The organism is Bordetella tumbae, assembly GCF_054780995.1.
Genome location: NZ_BAAGVG010000024.1, coordinates 253,473 through 277,797, shown reverse-complemented (window position 1 = coordinate 277,797; position 24,325 = coordinate 253,473). Strand labels below are relative to the sequence as shown.

Genomic DNA, 24,325 nt, shown 5'->3' with positions numbered 1-24,325 from the left:
CATAGCCTCCTCCATCTATGTGCAATCTGTACATAAATAAGCGCTTATTGATATACACTTTTGACACAAATCGCATTCCTTCGTCCGACGCTGCTCCTGTCCGGGCCAAGCGCTCAACCAGGCCTCATGCACCCATCCGAACGCAAGCCGTCCCCGAGTCCCGATCTCGACGTGTCGCCACACACCGAGACGGAATCGATCGCCGCCGGCTTGATCGGCCTGTTGCACGAAGACGCCTCTGCCGAGGCGTTCGCGACCCGTTTGGCCGCGATCGAGGCGCTACCCGACGGCCTGCGGAGTAAAAACAATCTGGTCGAACTCGCGCGAATGGCCATGGCCATTCGCAATCGGCTCGAACAGCATGAGGAACGTGAACGGGGGATGCTCGCGGTCATCGAGTCGGCGCAGGATCTGGCCGGCCGTCTCAATCTGACGGAATTGCTCAAGGCCATCGTGGTGCGCGCGCGCAGACTTTTGCGGGCGCATCTGTGCTGGTTGACCATCTATGATGAGCAGGCCGACGAATTCAAGGTGGTGGTAGTCGATGGCGCGATTTCCGAGCCCATCGGCCGCATGACCGCGCAGCGCAATCGCGGCGTGGCCGGCGTCGTCATGACTACGCGCCTGCCCTTTTCCACGCCGCATTATCTGCAGGACGCACGCTTCGAACACGATCAGGTGCTGGACGACATTTTTCGCGCCGAAGGCGTGACGGCAATGGTCGGCGCTCCTTTGATCCGGGACGATCAGGTGATTGGCTTGTTGTTCGTTGCTGATCGCTACCATCGCACGCACACTGCACTCAATATTTCCATCCTGTCGACGTTGGCCACGCATGCCGCCGTGGCGATCGCCAATGCCAAGGCATTCGCCGACGCTCAATCGGCGCTGGAAGCCACCAATCAGGCCAGGGCCCAGCTGGAGCGGCATGCCTCTGACGTGCAAGGCGCCGTCGAAGCGCATGAACGTCTCACCTCGCTGCTTGCTCGCGGCGCCACGCTGGGCGAACTTTGCCAATCGATTGCCCAGTTGCTGCAAGGCACTGTTCTGGTTCTGGACGAAACCCATCATGTCGTCGCGCACGCTGATCCCGAGGGCCGTCCCAGTCCGGCGGCGCACGCCTACACACCGCACGGTGCCCACAGCGCGGCCTTCACGCAAGCCCTGCGGGATAGCCGCCGCGCCGGCCGTTCCACGATCGCCTATGAAAGCCATGGCGAGCTGTGCCGCGCCATCGCGGTGATCGGCGGCGGCGGTGTCTTGGGATCGGTCCTGCTGTTTCGCCGCGAAGATCTCAGCAACACCTCCATCCGGACTTTCGAGCGCAGCAGCAGTGTCATCGGCATCGTGCTTCTATCGCAGGAGCGAATGGAGGAAAGCCGGCACCGTGACGTCTCCGCGCTATTGCAGACACTGATCTCGCCCCGCCAAGGCGAACCGACGTTAACGCGCCAGCGCGCAGAGCGCCACGGGCTCGATATCTCGCAGCCCATGATTCTGGCCCTGCTCGATGCGGGATTGCCGGAGGCCAGCTTTTTGGCTGGACGCGCGCGCGCCGCGCTGGGCGTGCCAGGCATGGTGCTTGATGAGGTGGATGGCGTGCTAGTCGCGGTATGCGCGTCCACGAACGCGCAAGCATTACGGGAAGCCTTCACTGATTTCGCCCGCCGTGAACTGGGCGGTGCCCACATCGGCGTCCTCTCGCGCCCGGTGTATAGCGCAGCGGAAATGCCGGCCCTCTACGCCTCGTTGCGGCGATCTCTTGCGGTGGCGATGCGGCTCGGCCTGCGCGGCCATCTCGTCGAGCAAAACGAAATGGCGTTGTATTCGGTGTTGTTCGAAACGCAGGATCGCAACGGTCTCGATCAGTTCCTGCGCTCCACGATAGGTGCGCTCATTGCGCACGATCAGCAGCGTGGATCGGAGCTGACCGCGACGCTGCTGACCTACTTCGACCACAAGCAGAACGCCACGGAGACCGCCTCTAGGCTCGGGATACATTTGAACACCGTGAGGCAGCGGCTGGCGAGCATCGAGCGTCTGGTCGGAGATTGGGAAGAAATGCCGCGGGTACTCGAACTGCACATGGCGCTGCGGCTATGGAAGCTAGGGGGCTGAACCGTGGCTTAGGTCGGGACATTTGCAATACCGGTCCAGGTGCTCTCGCAGCGCTGCCATTCGATCCTCGTGAAAGACTCCCGCCAAATAGCCATCTGGCCTGACCAGCGCGGCGGCGCCCTCACCGAGGCCATAGAACCTGGCGAACTGGTCCAGGTGATCTTCGATCTCCATGCCGGGGCCGATGCTGTGGATGTGCAAGCCAGCGCTTGCCGGAAAGGTCGAGGGGCCGTTGACCAGCAAGGTCCAGTGCGTGCCCTTGAACAGGTTGAACAGGCGCGTTGGGCTGCCGCCTGCTCCACGCACAACGGCATCAGGCGCGCGATTGCCCGAAGCAAGTCTGCTCGCGGCTTGCGACGGAAATGATAACGACGAGGTGGGATAGCCGATGTCCAGTTGCTGGACTTCACGGGGCCGCCTGTTGTCCCCGGTCTTGAAACCAGCAAGCAGACGTGTCGACAGGCCGAGTACGTCCGCAGCCACGGGCCGACGTTCGGCTTCGTAGGTCTCTAGGAGTGCCTCAGGCGCGCCGGCGAGCACAGCCGCCAGCTTCCAGCCCAGGTTGTAGGCGTCCTGCACGCTGGTGTTGAGGCCTTGTCCACCGGTGGGGGGATGGACATGCGCCGCATCACCGACCAGGAACACAGAGCCATCCCGGTACCGATCGGCGAGCCTGGCATTCATGTTGTAGGTGGAGGACCAGGCAACCGAATGGACCGTGATGTCCGTGCGTTTTGTGTGCAGAGCAACGCGTTCGGTTAGCGCAGCCGCGGAGAGATCGATGTCGCCCTCCAGGGGGACGGGCGCCTGGATCTGGAACAGATCGGTGCCTGCGAGCGGGCAGATGGCCAGGGGGCCTGCGTCCCCACCATCAAACTGGTGCCAGACATCGCGCGATAGCCCTTCCAGCACGACATCGGCCACGATGGCTCGCACGCCCAAGGTCTTGCCCGGAAAGCCAATCCCCAGGGTGCTACGCACAAAGCTGCGCCCGCCGTCGGCGCCCACCAGATAGCGGGCACGGAGAGTCTGCTCGCCCTCAGGGGTGGCGAGCTGGACTTCTATCCCGTCGGGGCTGACCACCATCCCGGTCAGCTCGACACCAAATTCCGGCGCATGGCCCAGTTCAACCAAGCGCTCTCGCATGACTGCTTCGGTCTTGAATTGAGGAACCATCAACGGCAGCGGATAGGGCTCGGTAGGCGTGGGCTCAGCAGCATTCGTCACTTTCTGATCCACATAACTGCCGTCATTCGAGTATTTGCGAATCGTGGGGTAGATCCCGCCCGCAGCCGTGGCTCGATCCAGGATCCCCAGGTCTTCAAAGACCTCCTGGGTGCGCGGTTGAATCCCTTTGCCGCGCGAGCCCAAAAAAGGGGAAGGGAGTTTTTCGATGAGGGCAAAGCGCACGCCGCGCCGTGCCAGTTCTATTGCCAGGGTCAGGCCAGCAGCACCAGCACCGCAGACCAGGACATCAACAGGCTCACGCATATCATTTCTCCAAGGTATGTGTAAAATACACATATTAGGAGGACAGTTTATGGTCACCAAAAAGAAAGTGCAAGATACACATATCTCGGCGCAACTGAAGGATCTCCATCGGTCCTTGATTTCGATCGTGAGTGTGATGAACCGCCCGCGAAACGACGAACGGCTGATCGCGGAAGCCGGCGTGCAGTTGGACCAAGCGCTTTTTCGCCTCTTGGTGGTGATCGAACGGGTGGGCCCGATCGGCGTGGTGGATCTGGCTGATCGCCTGGGCAGGGATTACACGACCATCAGTCGCCAGCTCGCCAAGCTCGAAAGCATGGGGATGGTGATGCGGCATGAGAATTCGGTAGATAGGCGGATGCGCGAAGCGGTGGTGTCTGCCAAAGGCAAGGCCGTGACTGACCAGCTTGACCTGGCCCGCGAGCGTCTGGCACGGGGGATTTTTCAGGGCTGGACTGCAGAAGACATCACGGACCTGGTGCGTCTGATGCGCAAGTTCGCAGAGGCGCTGGAGCAGGGCACACAGCCTGGGGGCGGCGAGCGTTGAGGTATGAAGCGCGGGTTACGAGTCAATAAGACGCAACGATTCTCGCAAGCGTCGCGCAAGCGGCATCGATGTTGTCGAGGCGCAGGTTCGTCGCGCTGAGTAGCAAGCCACGTTGCGCATGAGTGCGGCGGAGGTACCACGGGGAAAGCGCAGACGGCGCGAGGCCGTGTGTGCGGGCAATACCGACTAGGGTGCTGTCGTCGGCGGCCTGTGGGAGCGGTGCGATCAGGCCCAGGCCTGCCGTCAGCGTGCCCGGTAGAAACTCACTGACATGCTGTAGCGCGAGGCTGCGACGCTCGGCATAAAGAGCTTTCATCTGACGCAAGTGCCGCAGGAAGTGTCCACCCGCCAGAAACTCCGTGACCGCCAATTGGGCGGTCTGGTTCGGAGCGGGGGCCAACACGGCGGAGACCTCGACCAGGCGCTCCGCCACGGAGCGTGGGGCGACGACGAAACCGAGACCCAGCGCCGGGCTGATCGTCTTGCTGAACGCGCCGATGTGAATCACGCGCTCGGCGCCTGCACCTGCGGCAAGGGCTGGTGCCGCCCGGCCATCGAGCTGTAGTTCTCCGAGATAGTCGTCTTCGATGATCCAGGCGCCACTCGCTGCTGCCCAATCGAGCAGGGCGTGTCTTCGTGCCGACGACAGAGGCACGCCCAGCGGTGCGTGCTGGCCCGGGGTGACCAGTGCCAGCAGCGCGTCCGGCGCGCTGGCGATGCCATCTTCCACGCGCACTCCCTCGGCATCGACGGGTACGGGCTCTATCACGGCTCCGATCAGTTCCAGTGCGCGTCTCGCTAGCGGAAAACCTGGCTCCTCAATCCACGCCTTGCATCCGTGTGCGCGTAGTGCCGTCAGTGCAATCATCAGGCCGTGCCGGTATCCGCTGGTGACGATAATCTGATCGGGATGACATTGCATTCGTCGGCTGACGGCCAGGTGGCTCGCGATATGGGCCCGCAGTGCAGGTTCGCCGCGCGGGTCGGCGTAGGCCGTGTAAGCGATGGCATCGGCGCGTGCGGCACGCGCCCGCATGCGCGCCCAGAGCTTGGCGGGAAACGCATCTTGAGCTGGTACGCCCATCTGGAATGGTAGCGGGGCGCTAGAGTATGGGCGGGTGAAACCTGCTAAAGGCCCGTCGAGCGACGTCTCGTCGTCCGTTCGGCCGATAGGCAGCCGTGCACATACGCGCGTGCCGGCGGGGCCAGCACCGAACACCAGGTTTTCGGCGATCAGTCGTTCGTAGGCCACGCGGATGGTACCGCGCGCTACGCCAAGCTGCACGGCGAGGTCCCGACCGGAAGGCAAACGCTGTCCGGGTGCAAGTCGGCCGTCGACGATTGCCTGTCGCAGGTTCGCATGGATCTGGTCGCCGATAGGCACGGCGGTGGCACGGTCCACCTGGATGGAAAGCACAGCAGGCGCGTTCGGGTCAGTCATCTTGGATCAATCGTTTCGGCATTTTTTGGGCCTGTTTCTCCAACTCCCGGCGGAGTATCGTGGAGTTATGACATGGATCGCGGTCGAAGTCGATAGGCCGCCTGGCGCGCCGACCGCGATGCTATCCACCATCAACAACAGGAAAGGACTGAGATGACCCGCTTGAACTGGCAGGAGATTGCACCTGACGGCGCGAAGGCTCTTTTTGGTATTCACCACTACGTCACCAGGAAGACGAACCTCCCCGAGGAACTCGTCCACCTTGTGTTCCTTCGAGTTTCGCAAATCAACGGCTGTGCTCACTGCATCGACATGCACAGCCGCGATCTCAGGAAAACCATGTCGATCGACAAGATCACGTTGGTGCCGGTTTGGGATGAGGTGCACCACCTGTTCTCCGACCAGGAACGTGCTGCGCTGGCCTGGGCTGAGGAGGTGACCCGTATCAGCGAAACGCATGCCTCGGATGAGGCGTATGCCGCCGCCTCGGCAGCGTTCACGCCCCAAGACCTTGTCGACCTCACGATCACGATCGCCGCAATGAATGCGTTCAACCGACTGGGCGCGCCGTTTCGGCTCCCTGTTGCTGCCAAATCGTGATGTGGGTCCCACACGCATATTGTGGAAGCAGGCGGGATGGAGGTCATATCCCTACGTCAGAATAATGCAACAAAGTAGACCGATTCCCATCAATAATTGGATGCTGCTCCGGAGGGGGATTATTCTGATCTTCCATTTCCCGAAGGACGCATGATGCGGCATGTTGGTTTGATCCTTGAAGACGGCTTCCAGTTGATGGGCTTGGCAGCGCTTTCTGCCTTTGAATTGGCCAACGCGGAGCTGGGCGACATGGGCTATCAGCTGACAGTGTTGTCCGAAAAGGGCGGCACGATCAGGTCGTCGATGAATGCAGGTATCGAAACGACACAGCTAGGGTTCGTGCCCGACACGCTGATGGTTGCTGGGCAATTGGTGCCCCAGGATATTTCGCCTGGGCTGAGTGCGTATATCGCCCTCGCGGGTAACCAGGCCCGCCGCGTGGCTGGGGTATGCACTGGCGCTTTTGTGCTGGCGCAGGCGGGCCTGCTCGATGGCCGCATCGCCACCACGCATTGGGCACATGCACACGTGCTTCAGACGCGCTTTCCGAGGATAAAGGTCGAAGAGGATCGCATTTTTGTCCGTGACGGGAACATCTGGACATCCGCTGGCATGTCATCCGCTATTGACCTGACGCTGGCGCTGATTGAGGAAGACCATGGGCCCACGCTTTCTCGGCTGTTGGCTCGGAAACTCGTTGTCTACCATCGCCGCCACGGCGGGCAATCGCAGTTTTCGGCGATGCTGGCGCTGGAGCCTCGTTCAGACCGGGTCAAACGTGCGCTGGCCTATGCCCGAGAAAACCTGCGCAATTCCTTGTCTGTTGAAGAGCTCGCGGAAGCTGCCAACCTGTCTCCGCGCCAGTTCAGCCGGGTATTCCGCGAAGAGACCGGAAGGTCTCCCGCCAAAGCCGTGGAAATGCTGCGGCTCGAGGCCGCCCGCGTTATGTTGGAAGACGGCCGCCATCCCCTGGAAATCGTGGCGCGCGACACAGGCTTTGCGGACCGAGACCGGATGCGGCGCGCTTTCCTGCGTAACCTGGGCCAGCCGCCAGCCAGTGTGAAGCGGGACCTGATGTCGATGCAAGAACGCGAGTCGGCCTGATCGCTGGGGTTTTTTGAAGCGCTGATTTTCCATGTCCGTTATTGTCGGATCTATGACATTTGAGTCTTTTCCGGAACCGCGCATAGTACGTCCATTGAAAACGCCATCCAGGCGTCAGACAAGGACAAATCATGCAAATGACGGGCAACACGATCTTTATCACTGGCGGCACCTCCGGCATCGGCCGCGCGCTGGCCGAGCAGTTTCATTCTCTGGGCAACAAAGTCATCATCGCCGGGCGTCGGCAGGCTCTGCTGGATGAAGTGGCTGCGGCGCATCCCGGGATCGAGGGTGTGGCCCTGGACATTTCTGATGCAGCCGACATCGACCGCGTCGCCGCGCAACTGATCCGCGACTATCCGGCGTTGAACGTACTGGTCAACAATGCAGGCATCATGCCGTTCGACGATCCGTCAGGCCGCATCGATGATGCCGTTTCGCGCCGGATTCTTGATACGAACCTGCTTGGCCCGATCCGGTTGACTTCTGCGCTCATCGAGCATCTCAAGACTCAACCGCGCGCCGCCATCATCCACAACACCTCGGTGCTGGCCTACGTGCCTATCGCCACTAATGCGGTTTACTCCGCGTCGAAGGCGGCGCTGCACTCCTATGCCTTGTCACAGCGTTTCATGCTCAAAGGCACCAGCGTAACTGTCCAGGAAATCGCGCCTCCGTGGGTCGACACCGACCCCATCAAAAAGAGCGGTGACCCTCGCGCCATGCCGCTTGACGCCTTCATCGCCGAAACGATGAAGGGGCTGGCAACCGACGCGCCGGAAGTGTTTGTTGAGGCGATTCGTGCCTTGCGCGATAACCCTGGGATTGGCGAGCACGCGTTGATTGATGGTTTCAACGCTGAAATCGCAGCTAACCCCATCCCGGTGTAAAGCACGTGGATTGATGCCGCCCGGCGTTCGCCCGGGCTGCATTTATAGGAGAGTTTCTTCATGACCGCAACGCTCGCGCAGGATTCGCGCGCCTTGTTGCTGCCGGCCGGATTCCTGGCTTTGGGGACGTTCGCCATAGGCACAGAAGGATTCATGATTGCGCCGTTGTTGCCAGTCATGGCGCAAGACTTTGGGCTGTCGGTTCCCACCATCGCTCTGTTGGTTGTCGTGTTCACGTTGGTGTTGGCATTGTCGTCGCCGCTCACCACTGTGGCCACCGGCCGGATGGCGCGCAAGCAGGTGTTGCTCATTGCCATGGTCTTGTTCGCCATTGGCAATGTGGTGGCAGCGCTATCGTCGTCATTCACCGTATTGATCGTCGCGCGGGTGCTAATGGCCATTGCAGCGGGGCTTTATGTGCCGGCTGCCAACGGACTGGCTGGCGTCATCGTCCCTCCCGCGATGCGGGGGCGGGCGCTTGCCATCGTCAGTGCGGGACAGACACTGGCCATTGCACTGGGCCTGCCGCTTGGCGGACTGATCGGCCACGCCTTCGGTTGGCGCGCAACATTTCTGATGGTGGGCGCGATGAGCATCGTGGCTATCGCGGGAGTTTGGACCGGTATCGATCGCGAAGCGGGACAGAGTATCGAGGTTGCCAGCTTGCGCCAACGGTTCTCGGTTGTTCGTCAGCGTTCAGTGCAGCGCCTGCTGGCGGTCAGCCTGTTCTGGTCCATTGGCGCCTTTGTTGCCTATCCCTATCTCGCCGAATATCTGAGCGCCGTGCTGGCCTTCGGTCCGTTGGAGATTACTGCGTCCGTCTCGCTCTGGGGGCTTTGCGCGGCCGCGGGGGTCATGGCTGGCGGAGTACTTAACGACCGTTTTGGGGCAGGCAGCGTGGTGCGTGGCTCGCTCGTGCTGTTGGGTTTGTCGTTCCTGGCATTAGCCATTGCAACAGTGCTATCCCGAGGCGTTTCGCTGGGTCTGGTCTTGGCGGCCGTCGCCGTGTGGGGCTTTACCGTGTGGTCATTTTTTCCCGCGCAGATGGCTAGGCTGATCGGCGCGGGCGTCCCGTCGCAGGCACCGGTTGTCCTGGCGCTTAATACGTCGACTATGTATTTTGGTTTTTCCGTTGGCAGCGCCCTGGGGGCTGCCATGTTGGACGCAGGCGCCCTTTGGGCGATCGGCGTGGCGGCTACCCTGGCGGAGTTGATCGCCTTGGGCCTGAACGCCGCCATTGCCCCAAAAATTTGAGCTTTTTTACGCGCCAGTTGCACTCGTTTTCCACCAAGACCACTTTAAAGGATTCAAGAAAATGACTTCCCGTATCAACACCCCCGCAGCTACTAGCGCCTCCGGCGAAACGGCCGACGTTTTTGCCGGTATCCGTAAAGCAGTGGGGATCGTCCCCAACGCCTATGCGGCCATTGGTGCCTTGAATACGCAGGCGCTTAAGGCGATGCTGTCCGCCGACGCGGTGCTTGCGCGTGGTGTTCTTTCCGCACAGGAGCGCGAGACCGTCAAGCTGGTGGTGAGCGCGATCGCCGGTTGCGATTACTGCGTCGCGGCACATAGTTTGGCGGCTAAGGCGTCCGGCCTGCCCGTGGATACGGTGCGCGCTATCAGGGCTCTGGAAGCCACCGGAGACGCAAGGCGCGATGCGTTGATCCAGTTTGTCCGGCGCCTTCAGGAGGGCCGAGGTACCCTCGATGCAGAGTCATTCACTGCATTGCGCTCGGCGGGCTTTCCGGACGAGGCTGTAGTGGATATCGCATTGGCGATCTCCGTCATCACCTTCACGAATGTGTTCAACCGAGTGAATGACACCGTCGTGGATTTTCCAGAACTCAAGTAACGCGATTGGCTGGGGTAAGGCGATCAGTAGGATACGTCCGGTCGAATCGGGTCGATGACCGTTCCTAGTCTTAAGTGGTGAGTGAGTGGGTTAGGTGAGTTTGTACTAGTAAAGCTCAGATTCATAAGCGACGTCCGCTGGCCGGAGTGGCCGCAGGGCGGGCCCTCCCCTAATTGGTAGTACCGGTTCAGATGGGGGCAGAGTAAAATCCGCCTCCCATGCGATTCTCCGACTTCGACCAACGCCTCGCCGCTCTCGGCGCCTTGCCCGTTCATCGCGGCCGGGTCGTGCGCGTCTGGCTAAAAGGGCAAGCGCTCGACATCGGTACGCGACGGCGCAGCTCCGAGCATTTTCTGCCTCTCGCGCTGCGCGACGCTGTGCCCGCTTTGACGGCAGAACTGGACGGCCTCACCCGCGTCCGCTCCGAACATACCGGCAGCGGTGGCTCGCGCTTGCTCGTCGAGCTCGCCGACGGGCAGATGGTGGAAAGCGTGCTGTTGCCGCGCGACGGTCTTTGTGTCTCCACCCAGGTCGGCTGCGCAGTCGGCTGCCGCTTCTGTATGACTGGCAAGAGCGGCCTGATCCGCCAGGTCACGAGCATGGAAATCCTCGCCCAAGTCGTGCTGGCGCGGCGTCTGCGCGCGGTGAAAAAGGTCGTCTTCATGGGCATGGGAGAACCGGCGCACAACCTCGACAACGTGCTCGAAGCAATCGATCTGCTCGGCACCGAAGGCAATATCGGCCACAAGAATCTCGTGTTCTCCACCGTGGGCGACCGGCGTGTGTTCGAAGCCCTGCCGCAACAACGCATCAAGCCCGCGCTGGCGCTGTCGCTGCACACGACCAAGGCCGAACTGCGCGAACACCTGCTGCCGCGCGCCCCGAAAATTGCGCCGGAAGAACTGATCGAACTTGGCGAGAGATACGCTCGCGACACCAACTATCCGATCCAGTATCAATGGACGCTGCTCAAGGGCATCAACGATGGCGACGACGAACTCGATGCAGTCGTGCGTCTGCTCAAGGGGAAGTACGGCGTGCTCAACGTCATTCCCTTCAATAGTCTCGAAGGGGATGACTACCAGCGCCCTGATTCCGAGCGCATACGCGAGATCGTGCGCTATCTGCACTCCCGTGGTGTGCTGACCAAGGTAAGGAATAGCGCTGGGCAGGATGTGGATGGTGGCTGTGGGCAACTGCGTGCTCGCGCCGTTGGCGCAGCGCAAGTAGTTGAACTGCGCCGCAAGCGCACTGCAAAACCAGAAGCTGCCTAGGCCAGGCCTATCCGCCCCCGAGTTTCTTAAGGACAACTTGAGAGGTTAGCTTCTTTTATTGCGTGGATGCCTTTAGCTTGACCGTCCGCTTATGGCCGAAAATGGACATCGATTGAGACATACGTCAATCAATACGAGGGAAGACCTGCTTGATCCATTGAACGCGGCGCTACAGCAATCTGTGGCGGGCCGCTTCATTAGCATTAGTTCAGGACGTCAAAATCCCCCACGCACGTCCATCAGGCAACCCGTGACATATGATGCGGCGGGCGATGCCAACCATAGTACGGCTTCGGCAACCTCGGCCGTTGTGCCCATGCGTCCCATCGGAATGGCGTTGACCATCGCGGCCAGTGCCTGTGGCGTGCGCTGGTGGTGGATTTCAGTGTCGATCACGCCCGGCCGTACCGCGTTGACTCGGATGCCTTCGGCCGCAATCTCCTTGGCCAAGCCTATTGTCAAAGTGTCAATCGCGCCCTTGGAGGCGGCGTAATGGACCCAGGTGCCGGGCGCGCCCAGCACCGACGCGCCCGAGGATACGTTGATGATGGCGCCACCCAGGCCGCCCTGCCGGGTAGACATGCGCCGCACGGCCTCGCGCGTGGCGATAAAGGCGCCGAACACATTCACCTGCAGTACTTGGGCCAGCGCCTCGCCCCGCAGATCCGCCACACGTGAAGCGCCACCGGTCAAGCCTGCGTTATTGACCAGCACGGCCACGCGGCCCAGCGCGTCGATGCGCCGGAATGCGTCGCACAGAGCCGCTTCGTCGCCGACATCGGTCATGATTGCCCAGGCCCGGCCGCCGTTAACGCCGATTTCGCGTACAAGATTATCAGCGGCCTCTCGGTCATGCCGGTAAAGTATGACCACGGGATGCGTGCGTGCAGCCAGGCGCGCGATTTGCGCGCCAATGCCTCGGCTAGCGCCGGTGATGACGAAAAGGCCTTTCGGTTGCCGGGATACTGCGGACATGATGAACTCCGTATGTGGGCTGGATGTAACGCGTTATCCTTGCCGCGCGGTTGCGCCAGGCACTGCGACGAAGCAAGGTAAAAGACAAGAGGGGGCGCAGATGGACATCAACAGATTGGATTTGAATCTCCTGAAAATTTTTGATTCCGTGTATCGGCTGAGAAACCTCACCGAGGTGGCCAAAGAGGTCAATCTCAGCCAGCCGGCGGTCAGCCACGCGCTGGGACGTTTGAGGGAAGCGCTCTCCGACAGATTGTTTGTGCGCACGCCCGGCGGCTTCGAACCCACCGAGCGCTGCGAGCGGTTGGCCACGCCTGTGCGGGTCGCACTCGAGACCATCAAGGATTCGCTGATCGACTCGTCGAGTTTCCGGCCCGAGGACTGCACCAGGGAGTTCCGCCTGCTGCTTTCGGATGTGGGCGAGATGCTGCTCGCGCCAGCGCTGATGAGTCGGCTGCGTGAGGAGGCCCCGCAGGTCAAGCTGGCCATCTTCCAGGCGCCGCGGTCCGGCTATGAGCGGATGCTGCGAGACCGCGAGGTGGACATCGCGGTGGGCCATCTCAACATGCCGCGGCAGACGATGCGCAAGCAGCCATTGTTCCAGGATGGGTGCGTGGTGCTGCGGCGCAAGCAGCCTGGACGCCGCAAGACGCTCACCCGCGAGGTGTTCGAGCAGAGCTATCACGTGATGATCATGCCGCCGGATGATCCGGTGGAGGAAAACCTGGCCGACCTCAATGTGCCGCGCAAGATCATGCTTCGCATCCCTAACTATTTCGCTCTGCCGGAAGTCATCGGCACATCGGACCTGCTTGCCACCGTGCCTTCTCGCATCGGCCGGCACCTCGGAGGGCGGGCTTCGCTCGAGATCCACCCTGTGCCCTTTCCCGAACCGGTGTTCGACGTTCACATGTATTGGCACATGCGGCATGACGACGATCCGGCGCACACCTGGTTGCGCGGCATTTTCCTGGAACTGTTCCAATCCCCTCGCTACGAAGCGGCGCCGTAATCCCTGCCAAAGGCAGGGCTGTAACTAAAGTTCCCTTGATGCGCCGCGCTGGTTCACGGCCCGAGCCAAGGCCGAATGCAGGGCCGCGGACGTGGCCTGCATTCGGCCTTGGCTCGATGATATCTGCCGCACGGTTCTCCCGCGTTTTAGCCGGCCTGACGCGGGCCGACATAGCCCTTTTGGCCGGCTTCCGAACCCAGGTTCAGGATCGGGCCGTCCATGCGTTCTTGCCAGATCAGCGATTCCATGCCAATGTGCAACGGATGATCCTGGATCGTCAGCACCTGGGCGCCGTGCCCGTCGTAATAGTGGGCGTGCTCGGACCAGGAGGGACCAGACAGCAGCAGGTCGCCGGTTTTCCAGTGGATCGTCTCGTCGTCGACCACGCTCTTGCCCTGTCCCACGAAGTGATAGTTGATCGCAACGGAACTGTGCTTGTGGCCGCGCGTCACCGGTCGTGGCGGCACGCCCTTGGGTATCGAGAACAAGGTCGCGAAGAACGAGTGGGTGGTGCCATTGCGCCGCTCGGTGGCGGGGTTGTAGAGCAGGATGATATTGCGCAGTCCGTCGCCTCGCTCGCGCGAGAGCAACGGCGTGGCTGACTCCCAGGGCCAGACCAGCGGCCGGTTTTCGACTACTTCGATGTCGGTCAGAAACTCGTAACCGCGCAAGCGCGCGCCCTCGGCCGAGATTTGAATGTCGGGCGCATTGGCGCGATTGATGTCGACGTTCACACCCGCCGTCGAGGCAATGGCCTTGATCTCCCAGCCGGGCTGCGCGTAGTCCGACCAGTGCACGCCGAGCTTGCGCAGCAGCGGAGCGTTCGAGTAGACCAGGCGCACCCACAGTTCCTTGCCGGTGTTCTTGCAGCTATAAGGCTGCATCGACGGAATCGAGGCGACGTCCCACTTACCCGTAGCCAGGGTCTCTTTGCCGACCTGGATAGCGCCGGAACCCTGGATACCGAAGTGGATCTGGTTAGAGTTGCGCAGCATGGGGCGCGTTTGCTCGCCGGGCTTGAGCACTTCGATGGTGACGTCTACGCCGGGAGCGAAGCCCTGCGTGCCGTCGACACATTCGGGGTGAACGATGACAGCGGCACGACGGCCATCTGCGGGCGCCGGCTCATCGGCCAGGCGCTGGATTTCCGCTTCGATGGCCTCGCGCGGCACCAACACGGGAGCCCAATGGGTGATCGGGGCCGGTACGGTGCCGCTGACGTTCACCAGACGATAGGAGGTAGTCTCGGACATTTGTTTCTCCGCTGTACAGATAGGAATTTTTTAAGATGTGGGGCCGGTTAGATCAGCCGGAAGCTGATGGCCCCCAGCGGCCCGTAGTCGACCTGGAAGGTATCGCCCCGGGCGCCCGTCACCGGGCGAGTGAAGGAACCGGCGAGGACGACTTCGCCCGCCTGCAACCCCTCGTCCCACTGGGCAAGGCAGTTGGCCAGCCAGGCCACGCCATGTGCGGGGTGGTCGAGCACCGCTGCGGCCAGGCCAGATTCTTCGATGATGCCGTTGCGGTACAGCAAGGCGCCGGTCCAGCGCAGGTCCACCGCATCTACGTGCACGGGCCGTCCGCCCAGCACGACGCCGGCGTTGGCAGCGTTGTCCGAGATCGTGTCCGTGACTCGGCGGATCACGCGGGTTTCCCGGTCGAACTGTTCGATGCGCGCATCGATGATCTCTACAGCCGGCGTTACGAACTCAGTGGCCCGCAGGACGTCGAAAAGGGTCACGCCGGGACCCTTCAGCGGCCGGGAGAGAATGAAGGCCAGTTCGACTTCGATGCGCGGCGCGATGAAGGTCTCGAATGGAATGTCGCGGCCGCTGTCAAAGAACATCGAATCGAACAGCGTGCCATAATCCGGCTCGTTGATCTGGCTGGCCTGCTGCATGGCGCGGGAAGTCAGTCCGATCTTGTGCCCGCGCACCTGCTGGCCGCGCGCCAGTTTCAAGCCGCACCAAGCACGCGCGATCGCGTACCCGTCGGCGATAGTCATGTCCGGAAAGCGGCGCGAGAAATGGCGTACTTGTGTGCGGCTCTGTTCGGCTTGATCCAGTTCAGCGGCCAGGATGGCAATCTGGGTATCGGTCAACATCATGCGGCGTCCCTGGCTCAGCCCTTGGCCCAGCGGATCGGCGCGGCCGCCGTCAACGGCACCGTCTGCGACGTGCCGGCCGTGGTGGAGGCGCGCTCATAGGCCAGCGCGGCGATGGCCAAGTCGGACAGCCCCATGCCCATAGCCTTGAACAGCGTGATGTCGCCGCTGCCTCCGGCGGGCAAGCCGCCGCGCTTGATGACGCCATGCAGGGTCTGCACGTCCGGCCACTGCGGCGCGTCCGCGCCATATCGTTCGCGCAATTCGCGCGAGCCGCTGCGAGCGTTGTCCAGGTCGTCCACGACCACCGCCCGGGCGCGCTCGAACACATCGGGGAAGAACTCCGCGTTGGCTGGCAGTATGGCGCCGACCGCGTTCAAGTGCGCTTGAGGGGCAAGCAGGTCCGCCCGGAAGAAGGGCTCGGTGGCACGGGTCACTATCGTCACCAACGAGGCGCCGTCAGTGGCGGCTTCCAGGCTGCTGGCCACCGTCACATCGGCTTGAGGCAAGTCGGCGCGCACCTTGTCGGCGAAGGCTTGCCGGCGTTCGGCGTCGCGGCTCCAGACACGCACACGCCGCAGAGGCCGCACGGTATTGATCGCGTAAACCTGGGCGATGGCTTGACGGCCAGTGCCCACGATCGCCAGATCATCGGCATTGGCGGGCGCCAGCCATCGGGTACCCAAAGCCGTCATGGCCGCGGTGCGGATCTGGCCCAGCGTATTCGCTTCCATCATGGCCAGCAGAGTGCCGTCGTGCGTGCCGAACAGCGCGAACACGGCTTTGGCACCATTAGGTGTGTGGACCCAGGTCTTGAATCCGCACACGCCCAGGCGCGGCGAGGCGGAGGCCAGCGCGTGCATCGCGCCGCCGTTGCCTAGAGAGCCCAGGGCCTTGGGCACGTTGAAGGCGGCGCCGTCTGCGATCTCGATCAGATTGCGTTCCAGCGTGTCGATCGCGTCATTCATGGGCACATGGCCGGCGACTTCGGCTTCAGTCAGCCAGAGAGCGGTATTTTTCATCGGTGTCATCACAAGTATGGAAAAGGGAATCGGCAAATTCGCCGGCAGCAAGCGCGTCAGCGGCCGGCGGGTGGCAGATGCGCCTGGCTGGCCTTGTGCACGATGCGCCATGTGTGGCCGTCATGGGTCAAGCGATCTTCGCAGCGGCGAATACCGATAGGCGTGAGTGGCTGCGAACAGTCCTGGTCTAGCTGCGTTTCGTAGGCCATCAAATAGAAGCGCACGGTTGCTTGGTTGGGAGACTCCTGGCTGACTACCGGGTTGCAGACGGCGTGAAACGTGCGGCGCTGCGGCGAGCGTTGCTCCAGCGCGGCGCCGATCGCCGCACGGCCTGCCAGGGTATTGCCTTGACGTTCCCACACGCCGTCTGCGGCGAACAAGGCCAGCGCGCGATCGTGGGCATGCATGTCGAGCGCGTCGAAGAAGCCGTGCACGACAGCAAGGCAATCGAGGTGTTGTGTCGTCGTCATGCTCAATTCTCCTGTCGCGTGCCGTGGCGCAACACACCCACTCCGGACACCTCGACCTCGAACTGATCGCCGGGGTGCAGGTAGCGAGGAGGTTTCCGGGTCATGCCCACGCCCTCGGGCGTGCCGGTGGCGATGATGTCGCCTGCTCGCAGCGTGGTGAAGGCACTGAGATAAGAGATCAGCGCCGGAATGGAAAAGATCAGATCATCCAAGCCACCGTTCTGCACCTCGACGCCATTCAAGCGGCCGATCACGCGCACTTCGCGCGGGTCTGGCAGCGCATCGGGCGGCACGATCCACGGGCCCAAGGCGCCGGATCGCTCGAAGTTTTTGCCCGGCGTGGCTTGCCGGTTGTGCATCTGATAATCGCGTACCGAGTTTTCGGCCATGCAGGTGTAGCCGCCCACGTATTCCATGGCGCGCTCGACCGGCACATGGCGCGCCGGCTTGCCTATCACCACCGCCAGTTCGGCCTCGTAGTCCAACTGGTCGGAGTTTCTTGGGCAGACGACCTGGTCATCATGGCCCACGAACGAATCTGCGAAGCGGGGAAAGACCGAGGGATAGGTGCCGGCGCCGCGATCCATTTCTTGTGCATGCTTGCCGTAGTTGAGGCCGGCGCAGATGATTTTGGTATTGGACACAACTGGAGGCAGCCAGCGCACGTTCGTGATCGGCAAGGCCGCGCGTTCAACAGCCGATGTTGCTTCGGCCAGGGCCTCGCCGTAGTCGTGCGCGCCAGGCAGAAGTTCGACAGATTCACTGCCGACGACGCCCCAGACGGCATGGCCATCGTGTTCCAACCTTGCGATCTTCATTGCTACCTCCAGTACAGAAAACAGATATTTCGGAAAAGCTCCGCCCTTGGCGCAGACGGTGGTCTGCGCCGATGGGTACTACTCGGGTTTTGAGGGACGCCTCTGTAGAGAGTGCGTGTCTACTGTGTCTTAGGCGCGGGCCGCCTGATGCGGATCGGGATAGCGGTAGGCGCCGATCATTAAAATTCCGAGCGCGCAGGCGACGCATACAATGCCGGCGGTTACCATCACGAGGTTGTAGCTGTGGAAGCGGTCAAAGGCCAGGCCATACAGGGCGGGGCCGAACATTGTGCCCAGGCAGAACAGCGAAATCAGCACGCCGTAGATGGCGCCAAAGTTCTTCAGGCCGAAATAGCGCTTCACGAAGAACGGCACCAGGTCGCCTTCGGCGCCGATCAGCATGCCAGTCAGCATCGCACCCAGCGCAAGTTGCAGATAGGGTGTTTCGTGCGTGGCGCTTCCCAACAGGGCTACGCCGCAACCGCCGAGCAGGAACACCGTGGAGGCCAACACCCGCGCAGGAATGAGGTCCAAAAGAAGGCCAACCAGGAAGCGGCCCATCGTCAAGCCGATCGCGGAGAATGCGGCGCCGGCCGCCGCCATTTCCGGCGACACGCCGTTGTCCGACAGCAGTGCCGGTACATGCACGATGCTGCCCAGACCGACCGCCGCGATCAACGCGACACACAAGCCGATCAGCCAGAAGCGTGGATTGGTGAAGGCGGTCTTTGGCGTATCACCCGTCAAGCTGTTGGGCGATTTTGCGTTGGCCGACGCGTCCGCGTTCCGCGCCTGAGTGGGGATGCGCCGCAGCATCATATGGGCAACGAAGCCGATGACCGCTGCAATGGCGGCCAGCAACAGGTAGGCCGTCTGCCAGTCGTAATGGCGGATCATCCAGCCGGTAAAGAGCGGCGCTAAAGCCGCGCCGATACCCGCGCCGATCGAGGCGATGCCGAATGCCAGTCCGACGCGGCGCTCGAAGGCGTAGGCCAGGATCGGCAGGTAGCCGACCGGCGATGTTGCGACGCCGAGCAGGCCGAGCAGGAAAGCCTTGATGCCCAGCGCAGTCGTCGTCAGCGGGCCGGCGGCCAGCAGCAGCAGACCGATCACGAAACAGATGATGGATACGCCGATGACGCGCTGATAGCCGTAGCGGTCCATCAGCCGGCCGGCCACCGGCGAGCTTACGGCAAGGCCCAGCGAGGCCAACGCCATACAGCTGGCGGCCGTGCCGCGCCCAATGTCCAGCGACTGAGCGATCGGCAGCAGAAAGACACCAGTAGTGCCGGCGAAAAGAGCGGTATATCCGCCCGCGAGCCCTAGTGATGTTGCGGCGACCAGGGCGACACTGCGCCGGTTTTGCGCGCGCTTCGCCATATCGCCGGGTATGCTGCGCCCCACGAAGTTCTCGATTGAACTGTCCACGTTTGTCTCCTCGCTTTTTCTCTTTTGGATAGCGTGGAGGCCAATTTAGCAGAGCGCTTTTGGCGAAAACACTGAAACTTCTGCATCAGCGAAATGCACCATATGAATAGCGCCAAGGGTCTTTCTATGCACGGACTGAATAAGCGAGATATCCGGTAAAACGGCGGCTCGATAGCCGGACCTCGCGGGCGCATGACCCGCCTCCGGGCAACTTGGTCATCTGGAGAGGCATGCGCCGGCCAAATAGAAATCCATAGGAATCAGCTCCACAGCCCATCCACCTTCTTCGCCCAGCGTGGCAGCCGGATGCATGGACGCAATACCGTTTTTCCAGAATCACGTGAGATTCAATCCACCATCAGAAAGCAAAATTTCGCCTGTCAAATAGTTAGATTCAATAAGCACTGACACTGCTTGTGCAATGTCTTCAGGGCTAGCAGCCCGCCGCATCGGCGCGCGCTCGCGCCACAACTGTTGAGCTTGCGTCCAGTCGGCTGTCAGCGGCGTATCCACAAGTCCAGGAGCGACGGCATTCACACGAATATCCGGAGCAAGTGAGACCGCTAGCAAGCGCGTGACATGATTCAATGCCGCTTTCGTGGCGGCATAGGGGATAGAAGCCCCTTTCGGACGAACACCTGCATGCGAACTCACATTAATCACGCAGGCGGGCGTTCCAGTAGCAGCAGACGCCCGTAGTGCGGCCTCGGCTTCCGCAATGATGCGAAACGGCGCGATGACATTGACCTCATGCAGCTCGCGCCATATGTCAGGCGTAGCGGCCGCCATATCGGCATGGGGAATCACGCGGCTGATGCCCGCATTGTTCACGACGATGTCCAAACGCCCCCATTGCGCGACAGTTTCTTGCACCAGTCGTATCCGATCTGCATCGTCAGCGAGGTTTGCCTGCACATAGGCCGCCAAGCCCAGTTCACGCGCCATAGCGATGCCTACATCCACAGAGCTGCGCGAATGCAACACGACGGCATAGCCATCCGTAGACAGCCGGCGCGCTATTGCTGCTCCAATACCTGAAGTGGATCCTGTAACCGGAGCAACACGTGGAGGTTGACGCATAGGGAGGTCAAGGGAGTTGGAAAGAGATGTAGTTTACATACAGGGAGTCATACCGTATGCCTAGGAGATGGTTGTTGCAGTTGGCGCAGCAGTATGATGCGAATATCCATCAACAGGAGAAAATCATGGCCCGAAAACCCGAGTTACCTGATCCAGACGAAGTCGCGCTGATTCAGTGGTGTACTGAAGTAGAAGAATTATTCGTCGCGGCTGGTGCGTCACGCGAAGAATCCCAACAGCATATCGAAGACGAAGCCGAGTGGTTTACTGACATGTTTTACGAGGGGCTGACCCCAGCGGAAGCCGCGAAGGCTGCCTTGAATCAATAATTCGCGCAGACCTGCTATAGAAGAAGTCCATGAGTTTCAGAAGTTGCTTGATAGTCGGGCGATTAGATTGACGGATGGGTCTTAACTGTCCTCTGCATTTTCTGAGTCCTCATCGATTGCGCGAATGACGCGTGCAGGATTTCCGGCAACTAGCGTGTTCGCCGGAACATCCCGAGTAACGACCGAACCTGCTGCGACAACCGAGCTTTCACCGACCGTCACGCCTCCGATGATCGTGACTCCGGCGGCGATCCACACATTTTCTGTATTGTGATGGGCTTGGCGATCACGCAGGCTTGGCGCTGAGCAGGGTCAAGGGGATGACTCGAAGTGATGAGACTCACATTCGGCCCGATCATTACGTCATCCGCAATATCGATTCCGCCAAGGTCGTACATCGTGCAATTCTGATTGATAAAGACATTGAGCCGACGCGAATGCTTTCTCCGCCAGTCGTGTAGAACGGCGGGATCATTGGCGGTCTGGCTCATTGCGGAGTTTCGCTTAGGCATGTCCCGTTGAACTATACCGAAAGCGGCCGATTCAATATGCGCTCATATTGAAAAAGATCCTCTGCCGAGAAACAACAGAAGATCACCTCTTGAACAGACGAGTCCGCCGACAAGCTCTCGCGCACGCTTTTGACAGCTACCTCCGCTGCTAACTCGATGGGATAGCCGTATATGCCCGTGCTGATGCTTGGGAATGCTATCGAAGCGATTGCCTTTTTGCGCTTAGGCTGGTAGGCATATTCATGCTCCTTGGAGTACGAAACAAATTTTCACTCTACATCGCTGGGCCTTTCAGCTCGATTTGATTGCCATCGGGATCGAAGCAATAGATCGAAAGTCCATCGCCTTCTGCTCCATATCGCATCACGGCTTTGCTCGCGGCAATTCCGCAGGCTTGTAGATGTTCCAGGATGGCAGTTTCATCGAACGGATCGACCCGCAGGCAAAAGTGGTCGAGATTGTGCCCTTCTTTTTCCGGGGCTTTGCCGCCGGTGGCGCCCAAAGGCCCTTGCACATCAACCAGATCGATCATGGACCCGCCGGCACCCAGATGAATCATGGCGTATTTCTCGTTCTTCTTCTTGACGGGACAGCCTAGTACCTTTGTATAGAACTCCACACTACGCGCCAGATCCTGAACTCGAAGCACGACATGGTCCAAATGCTTAATCTGAAATATCGGCATGATTATCCTCCTGGGGTGAGGCAGATTTGGGGCTAGACGTCGGACCGTCAACGTCCACTCATGAATCACAGATTAAGAGCTGTAGCCAGTGTTCGGCAAATTTTGGCGCTCGTTCGGTGAAGCAACGTGCGTGGCGGGGCGCGCTGAAACTGTCTCGTTCTGTCGCATAGGTCCTAAAGGTAACTCCCCATTTTCAACAGTAGGCGGCAGTAGAACGAGTTAACTGGGTTAACTGGCGATTGCCAAGTTTCTGTTTTGGGGTAGTGCCGCCGAACGTCATGTTGGGCGTTTCCGACGACGGAAATCCCTTTGTGAGTTCACATCAACGTTGCCTTGAACATTGGTGCAAGTCGACAAGAGATTATCGAAATGCTGATAAATCTCGCGCCCTATAGCGGCTATGCGACAACCCAGTAGGCGATCCGCATCGCTGCGCAAGAGTTCGCCAAAAGTCCCCCAAGTGTTCACGATGCTCTTAATCCGTAGATCGAGTGTTCGAGCCACTCACAGCCCACCAGAATTTCTGTAGAAATAAAAGGCTCAAATCGTTGGTGATCTAAGCCTTTTTGCTTTTTCGCCGCATTCATCAGCTTCGCCCTCATCGCTGATGGATTGCGGTGGTGTCAACGGGCCTTGGACGGGTATTACTTGGCCGTCTTGCCGAACTCGCCGTAGACTTCGCGCGGGTTTTTCACAAGAATCTGCTCCAGCGTGTCTCGGTCGTCCACGCATTCCGACAGCAGATCGAACAGATCGCCATCGTTGGGCATGAGGCGGCCGTTCATGTTGGGATGAGGCCAGTCAGTGCCCCATAGCAGGCGTTGCGACGCATGAGCTACCAGCGCCCGCGCCATCGGCGTCACCGAGGCGTAGGGGTAGTCTTCATCCGTGCAGCGCATGGGCCCGGAGATCTTGGTCCAGACGCGGCCAGTATCGAGCATTTCCAGCAGTTTGCGGAACGCCGGCTGCCCGGTGCCGCCGGCTGCCGGAATGTGCGCGAAGTGATCCAGCACGATCGAGTTCGGCAGCGCCAGCAGCGCGTCTGCATGTTCCAGCAGGTCAGTGCCATGCGGGTAGAACTGGATGTGCCAGCCGAATTCATGCACCATCGCCGCGATCCGCGGCGACAGCCGCGGTAGCGCGCCGCGGTGGCCGGTGCTGATGAAGCGCGCGCCGCGCACGCCCAGACGGTCGAGCTGCTCGATGTGTTCCATCGTCACGTCTTCAGGCAACAGCGCCACGCCGCGGAAGCGATCCGGGAAGCGCTCCAGCACGTGGATCAGATGGCGGGTGTCGGGCCCATAGCCGCCGCCGCTCACCACGACCGCGCCGGCCAGGCCCAGGGTGTCCTGCAGCGCGATATGGGTTTCGGGCAGAGCATCTTCCGCGCTGTAGCGGCTGTCGGGATGGAACGGGAATTCGCTGGCTGGCCCGAACAGGTGGATGGCGCAATCGATCGATCCGGGCGGCGCGACCAGCTTGGGCTTGCGGGGATGCGGGTCGGGCGGCTGGGTCGGGGGCGGCTGCTTGGCGGGATTCATCAGTACTTCCTTGTCGAGTCGGGTCGAGAGATCAATTTACGGTGATGTTGTCGCGCTTGATCATGTCCTTCCATTGCGTGATTTCACTCGAGATCATCTGGCGGAATTCTGCGGGCGTGTTGGTGATCGGCTCGGCGCCGCCGGCCTGGAAATTCTGGCCAAGCTCGGGGTTCTTCACGGCGTCGGCGATGGCGCGATGCAGCGTGTCGATGATCGGCTTCGGCGTTCCCTTGGGAGCCAGGATGCCCATCCAGAGTATGCCCTGGTAGCCCGGCAGGCCGGATTCAGCGATGGTGGGCACGTCGGGCATCAGCGGCGAACGCTGCAGGCTTGCCAGGGCCAGCGGCTTTAGGCGCCCCGAAGGGATGTGCGGCTGCGACGTGGTGATGGTGTCCATTTTGATCGCGACCTGGCCGCTCAGCAGATCGTTCATCGCCGGGGCGGCGCCCTTGTACGGCACATGCGTGACCTTGAGGCCGAGCTCGAGCAGCAGCAGTTCCATCGTCACGTGCGGCAGCGTGCCGTTGCCCGCCGAGCCGTAATTGAGCTGGCCCGGATGGCTGCGCGCGTAGTCGATGAATCCCTTGAGGTCAGAGAAGGGCTGCTGGCCGTTGGCCACCAGCAGTTCCGGGATCTGGGCGACGAGGGAGACCGGTTCAAAATCGCGTTCCGTATCGAACGGCAGCTTGGACTGGATCACCGGGTTGATGGTGTGGTTGGGTGTTGCGAACAGCAAGGTGTAGCCGTCGGGCGCCGCGCGCGCCACGCGCTGGCTGGCGATGACGCCGCCCGCGCCGCCGATGTTCTCGATGATCACGGGCGTCTTGAGCCGCTTGCTGATTTCGGCGCTGGCCAGACGCGCGGTGGCGTCGACGGTGCCGCCCGCGGGAAAGGGCACGATCAGCGTGATGGGATGATCGGGATAGCTGGCTGCGCTGGTCAGGGCCGGCGCGGCGGCGAGGACCAAGGCGCCGAGCACGAGGCTGCGGCGGTGCGGCGCGGATTGTGTTGACATGACGGCCTCTCTTT

General features: G+C 61.2%; 24 protein-coding genes and 2 pseudogenes. 11 read left to right on the top strand and 15 right to left on the bottom strand.

The features are described from left to right. Nucleotides 1–126: 126 nt before the first annotated feature. Nucleotides 127–2,118 carry a helix-turn-helix domain-containing protein gene (locus tag ACYVI2_RS26460; RefSeq protein WP_415817247.1) on the top strand — a complete coding sequence of 664 codons (1,992 nt, stop codon included), beginning with the start codon at nucleotides 127–129 and terminating at the stop codon, nucleotides 2,116–2,118. Here the strand turns inward: ACYVI2_RS26460 and ACYVI2_RS26455 are convergent. After that, entirely contained in the window at nucleotides 2,107–3,609 is a 1,503-nt protein-coding gene (locus ACYVI2_RS26455) for an FAD-dependent oxidoreductase (protein ID WP_415817249.1), read from the bottom strand. The genes ACYVI2_RS26460 and ACYVI2_RS26455 overlap by 12 nt on opposite strands. A 49-nt stretch (nucleotides 3,610–3,658) precedes the next feature. Here ACYVI2_RS26455 and ACYVI2_RS26450 point away from each other — a divergent pair, with 49 nt between their 5' ends. Beyond that, entirely contained in the window at nucleotides 3,659–4,156 is a 498-nt protein-coding gene (locus ACYVI2_RS26450) for a MarR family winged helix-turn-helix transcriptional regulator (RefSeq protein WP_415817251.1), read from the top strand. A gap of 22 nt (nucleotides 4,157–4,178) precedes the next feature. Here ACYVI2_RS26450 and pdxR read toward each other — a convergent pair whose 3' ends face one another. Further along, nucleotides 4,179–5,597: a MocR-like pyridoxine biosynthesis transcription factor PdxR gene (gene pdxR / locus ACYVI2_RS26445; protein ID WP_415817253.1), complete on the bottom strand. Its 1,419-nt coding sequence runs from the start codon at nucleotides 5,595–5,597 to the stop codon at nucleotides 4,179–4,181. A gap of 153 nt (nucleotides 5,598–5,750) precedes the next feature. Between pdxR and ACYVI2_RS26440 the strand changes: the two genes are divergently transcribed. From ACYVI2_RS26440 to ACYVI2_RS26415, 6 genes are all read left to right on the top strand, one after another. Beyond that, a complete protein-coding gene (locus ACYVI2_RS26440) occupies nucleotides 5,751–6,197 on the top strand; it encodes a carboxymuconolactone decarboxylase family protein (protein ID WP_415817255.1) in 447 nt (148 codons plus the stop codon). 153 nt (nucleotides 6,198–6,350) lie between these two features. Continuing rightward, on the top strand, nucleotides 6,351–7,301 hold the full coding sequence (locus ACYVI2_RS26435; RefSeq protein WP_415817738.1) for a GlxA family transcriptional regulator: 951 nt from the start codon (nucleotides 6,351–6,353) through the stop codon (nucleotides 7,299–7,301). 131 nt (nucleotides 7,302–7,432) lie between these two features. After that, a complete protein-coding gene (locus ACYVI2_RS26430) occupies nucleotides 7,433–8,191 on the top strand; it encodes an SDR family oxidoreductase (RefSeq protein ID WP_415817257.1) in 759 nt (252 codons plus the stop codon). 60 nt (nucleotides 8,192–8,251) lie between these two features. Further along, nucleotides 8,252–9,445: an MFS transporter gene (locus tag ACYVI2_RS26425; protein ID WP_415817259.1), complete on the top strand. Its 1,194-nt coding sequence runs from the start codon at nucleotides 8,252–8,254 to the stop codon at nucleotides 9,443–9,445. 61 nt (nucleotides 9,446–9,506) lie between these two features. After that, on the top strand, nucleotides 9,507–10,046 hold the full coding sequence (locus ACYVI2_RS26420) for a carboxymuconolactone decarboxylase family protein (protein WP_415817261.1): 540 nt from the start codon (nucleotides 9,507–9,509) through the stop codon (nucleotides 10,044–10,046). Nucleotides 10,047–10,264: 218 nt separating this feature from the next. Next, the gene (locus tag ACYVI2_RS26415) at nucleotides 10,265–11,320 is read left to right on the top strand and encodes an RNA methyltransferase (RefSeq protein WP_415817263.1); all 1,056 of its coding nucleotides are present in this window, start codon (nucleotides 10,265–10,267) and stop codon (nucleotides 11,318–11,320) included. Nucleotides 11,321–11,536: 216 nt separating this feature from the next. Here the strand turns inward: ACYVI2_RS26415 and ACYVI2_RS26410 are convergent, their stop codons facing one another. After that, entirely contained in the window at nucleotides 11,537–12,295 is a 759-nt protein-coding gene (locus tag ACYVI2_RS26410; protein WP_415817265.1) for an SDR family oxidoreductase, read from the bottom strand. Between the two features lie 100 nt (nucleotides 12,296–12,395). On the opposite strand from ACYVI2_RS26410, the gene ACYVI2_RS26405 reads away from it, so the two are divergent. After that, nucleotides 12,396–13,307, top strand: coding sequence for a LysR family transcriptional regulator (locus tag ACYVI2_RS26405; RefSeq protein ID WP_415817266.1), 912 nt, complete (start codon nucleotides 12,396–12,398; stop codon nucleotides 13,305–13,307). Between the two features lie 146 nt (nucleotides 13,308–13,453). Here ACYVI2_RS26405 and ACYVI2_RS26400 read toward each other — a convergent pair whose 3' ends face one another. From ACYVI2_RS26400 to ACYVI2_RS26370, 7 genes are all read right to left on the bottom strand, one after another. After that, nucleotides 13,454–14,560 carry a cupin domain-containing protein gene (locus ACYVI2_RS26400; RefSeq protein WP_415817268.1) on the bottom strand — a complete coding sequence of 369 codons (1,107 nt, stop codon included), beginning with the start codon at nucleotides 14,558–14,560 and terminating at the stop codon, nucleotides 13,454–13,456. A 47-nt stretch (nucleotides 14,561–14,607) separates the two neighbouring features. Then, entirely contained in the window at nucleotides 14,608–15,411 is an 804-nt protein-coding gene (gene hpaH, locus ACYVI2_RS26395; protein WP_415817740.1) for a 2-oxo-hept-4-ene-1,7-dioate hydratase, read from the bottom strand. 17 nt (nucleotides 15,412–15,428) lie between these two features. After that, the gene (locus tag ACYVI2_RS26390; RefSeq protein ID WP_415817270.1) at nucleotides 15,429–16,433 is read right to left on the bottom strand and encodes an ornithine cyclodeaminase family protein; all 1,005 of its coding nucleotides are present in this window, start codon (nucleotides 16,431–16,433) and stop codon (nucleotides 15,429–15,431) included. Between the two features lie 56 nt (nucleotides 16,434–16,489). Further along, the gene (locus ACYVI2_RS26385) at nucleotides 16,490–16,903 is read right to left on the bottom strand and encodes a nuclear transport factor 2 family protein (RefSeq protein WP_415817272.1); all 414 of its coding nucleotides are present in this window, start codon (nucleotides 16,901–16,903) and stop codon (nucleotides 16,490–16,492) included. A 2-nt stretch (nucleotides 16,904–16,905) separates the two neighbouring features. Further along, on the bottom strand, nucleotides 16,906–17,721 hold the full coding sequence (locus ACYVI2_RS26380; RefSeq protein ID WP_415817274.1) for a fumarylacetoacetate hydrolase family protein: 816 nt from the start codon (nucleotides 17,719–17,721) through the stop codon (nucleotides 16,906–16,908). A gap of 129 nt (nucleotides 17,722–17,850) precedes the next feature. Further along, the gene (locus ACYVI2_RS26375; RefSeq protein ID WP_415817276.1) at nucleotides 17,851–19,149 is read right to left on the bottom strand and encodes an MFS transporter; all 1,299 of its coding nucleotides are present in this window, start codon (nucleotides 19,147–19,149) and stop codon (nucleotides 17,851–17,853) included. 336 nt (nucleotides 19,150–19,485) lie between these two features. Then, nucleotides 19,486–20,229, bottom strand: a complete 744-nt coding sequence (locus tag ACYVI2_RS26370) for an SDR family NAD(P)-dependent oxidoreductase (RefSeq protein ID WP_415817278.1) — start codon at nucleotides 20,227–20,229, stop codon at nucleotides 19,486–19,488. Between the two features lie 125 nt (nucleotides 20,230–20,354). On the opposite strand from ACYVI2_RS26370, the gene ACYVI2_RS26365 reads away from it, so the two are divergent. Beyond that, complete coding sequence (locus ACYVI2_RS26365; RefSeq protein WP_415817280.1) at nucleotides 20,355–20,558, top strand: hypothetical protein; 204 nt, start codon at nucleotides 20,355–20,357, stop codon at nucleotides 20,556–20,558. A gap of 81 nt (nucleotides 20,559–20,639) precedes the next feature. Here ACYVI2_RS26365 and ACYVI2_RS26360 read toward each other — a convergent pair. The 3 genes and pseudogenes from ACYVI2_RS26360 to ACYVI2_RS26350 form a co-directional block, all read right to left on the bottom strand. Further along, nucleotides 20,640–21,033: pseudogene (locus tag ACYVI2_RS26360) on the bottom strand (DapH/DapD/GlmU-related protein); the annotation flags it as partial. A gap of 48 nt (nucleotides 21,034–21,081) precedes the next feature. Further along, nucleotides 21,082–21,288: pseudogene (locus tag ACYVI2_RS26355) on the bottom strand (macro domain-containing protein); the annotation flags it as partial. Between the two features lie 56 nt (nucleotides 21,289–21,344). Continuing rightward, the gene (locus tag ACYVI2_RS26350) at nucleotides 21,345–21,755 is read right to left on the bottom strand and encodes a VOC family protein (RefSeq protein WP_415817282.1); all 411 of its coding nucleotides are present in this window, start codon (nucleotides 21,753–21,755) and stop codon (nucleotides 21,345–21,347) included. A gap of 321 nt (nucleotides 21,756–22,076) precedes the next feature. Between ACYVI2_RS26350 and ACYVI2_RS26345 the strand changes: the two genes are divergently transcribed. After that, nucleotides 22,077–22,172 carry a carboxymuconolactone decarboxylase family protein gene (locus tag ACYVI2_RS26345; protein WP_415817742.1) on the top strand — a complete coding sequence of 32 codons (96 nt, stop codon included), beginning with the start codon at nucleotides 22,077–22,079 and terminating at the stop codon, nucleotides 22,170–22,172. Between the two features lie 227 nt (nucleotides 22,173–22,399). On the opposite strand, the gene ACYVI2_RS26340 is transcribed toward ACYVI2_RS26345, so the two are convergent. Both ACYVI2_RS26340 and ACYVI2_RS26335 read right to left on the bottom strand, forming a co-directional pair. Beyond that, a complete protein-coding gene (locus ACYVI2_RS26340; RefSeq protein WP_415817284.1) occupies nucleotides 22,400–23,296 on the bottom strand; it encodes an amidohydrolase family protein in 897 nt (298 codons plus the stop codon). Nucleotides 23,297–23,327: 31 nt separating this feature from the next. Beyond that, nucleotides 23,328–24,311, bottom strand: coding sequence for a Bug family tripartite tricarboxylate transporter substrate binding protein (locus ACYVI2_RS26335; protein WP_415817286.1), 984 nt, complete (start codon nucleotides 24,309–24,311; stop codon nucleotides 23,328–23,330). Between the last annotated feature and the right edge of the window lie 14 nt (nucleotides 24,312–24,325).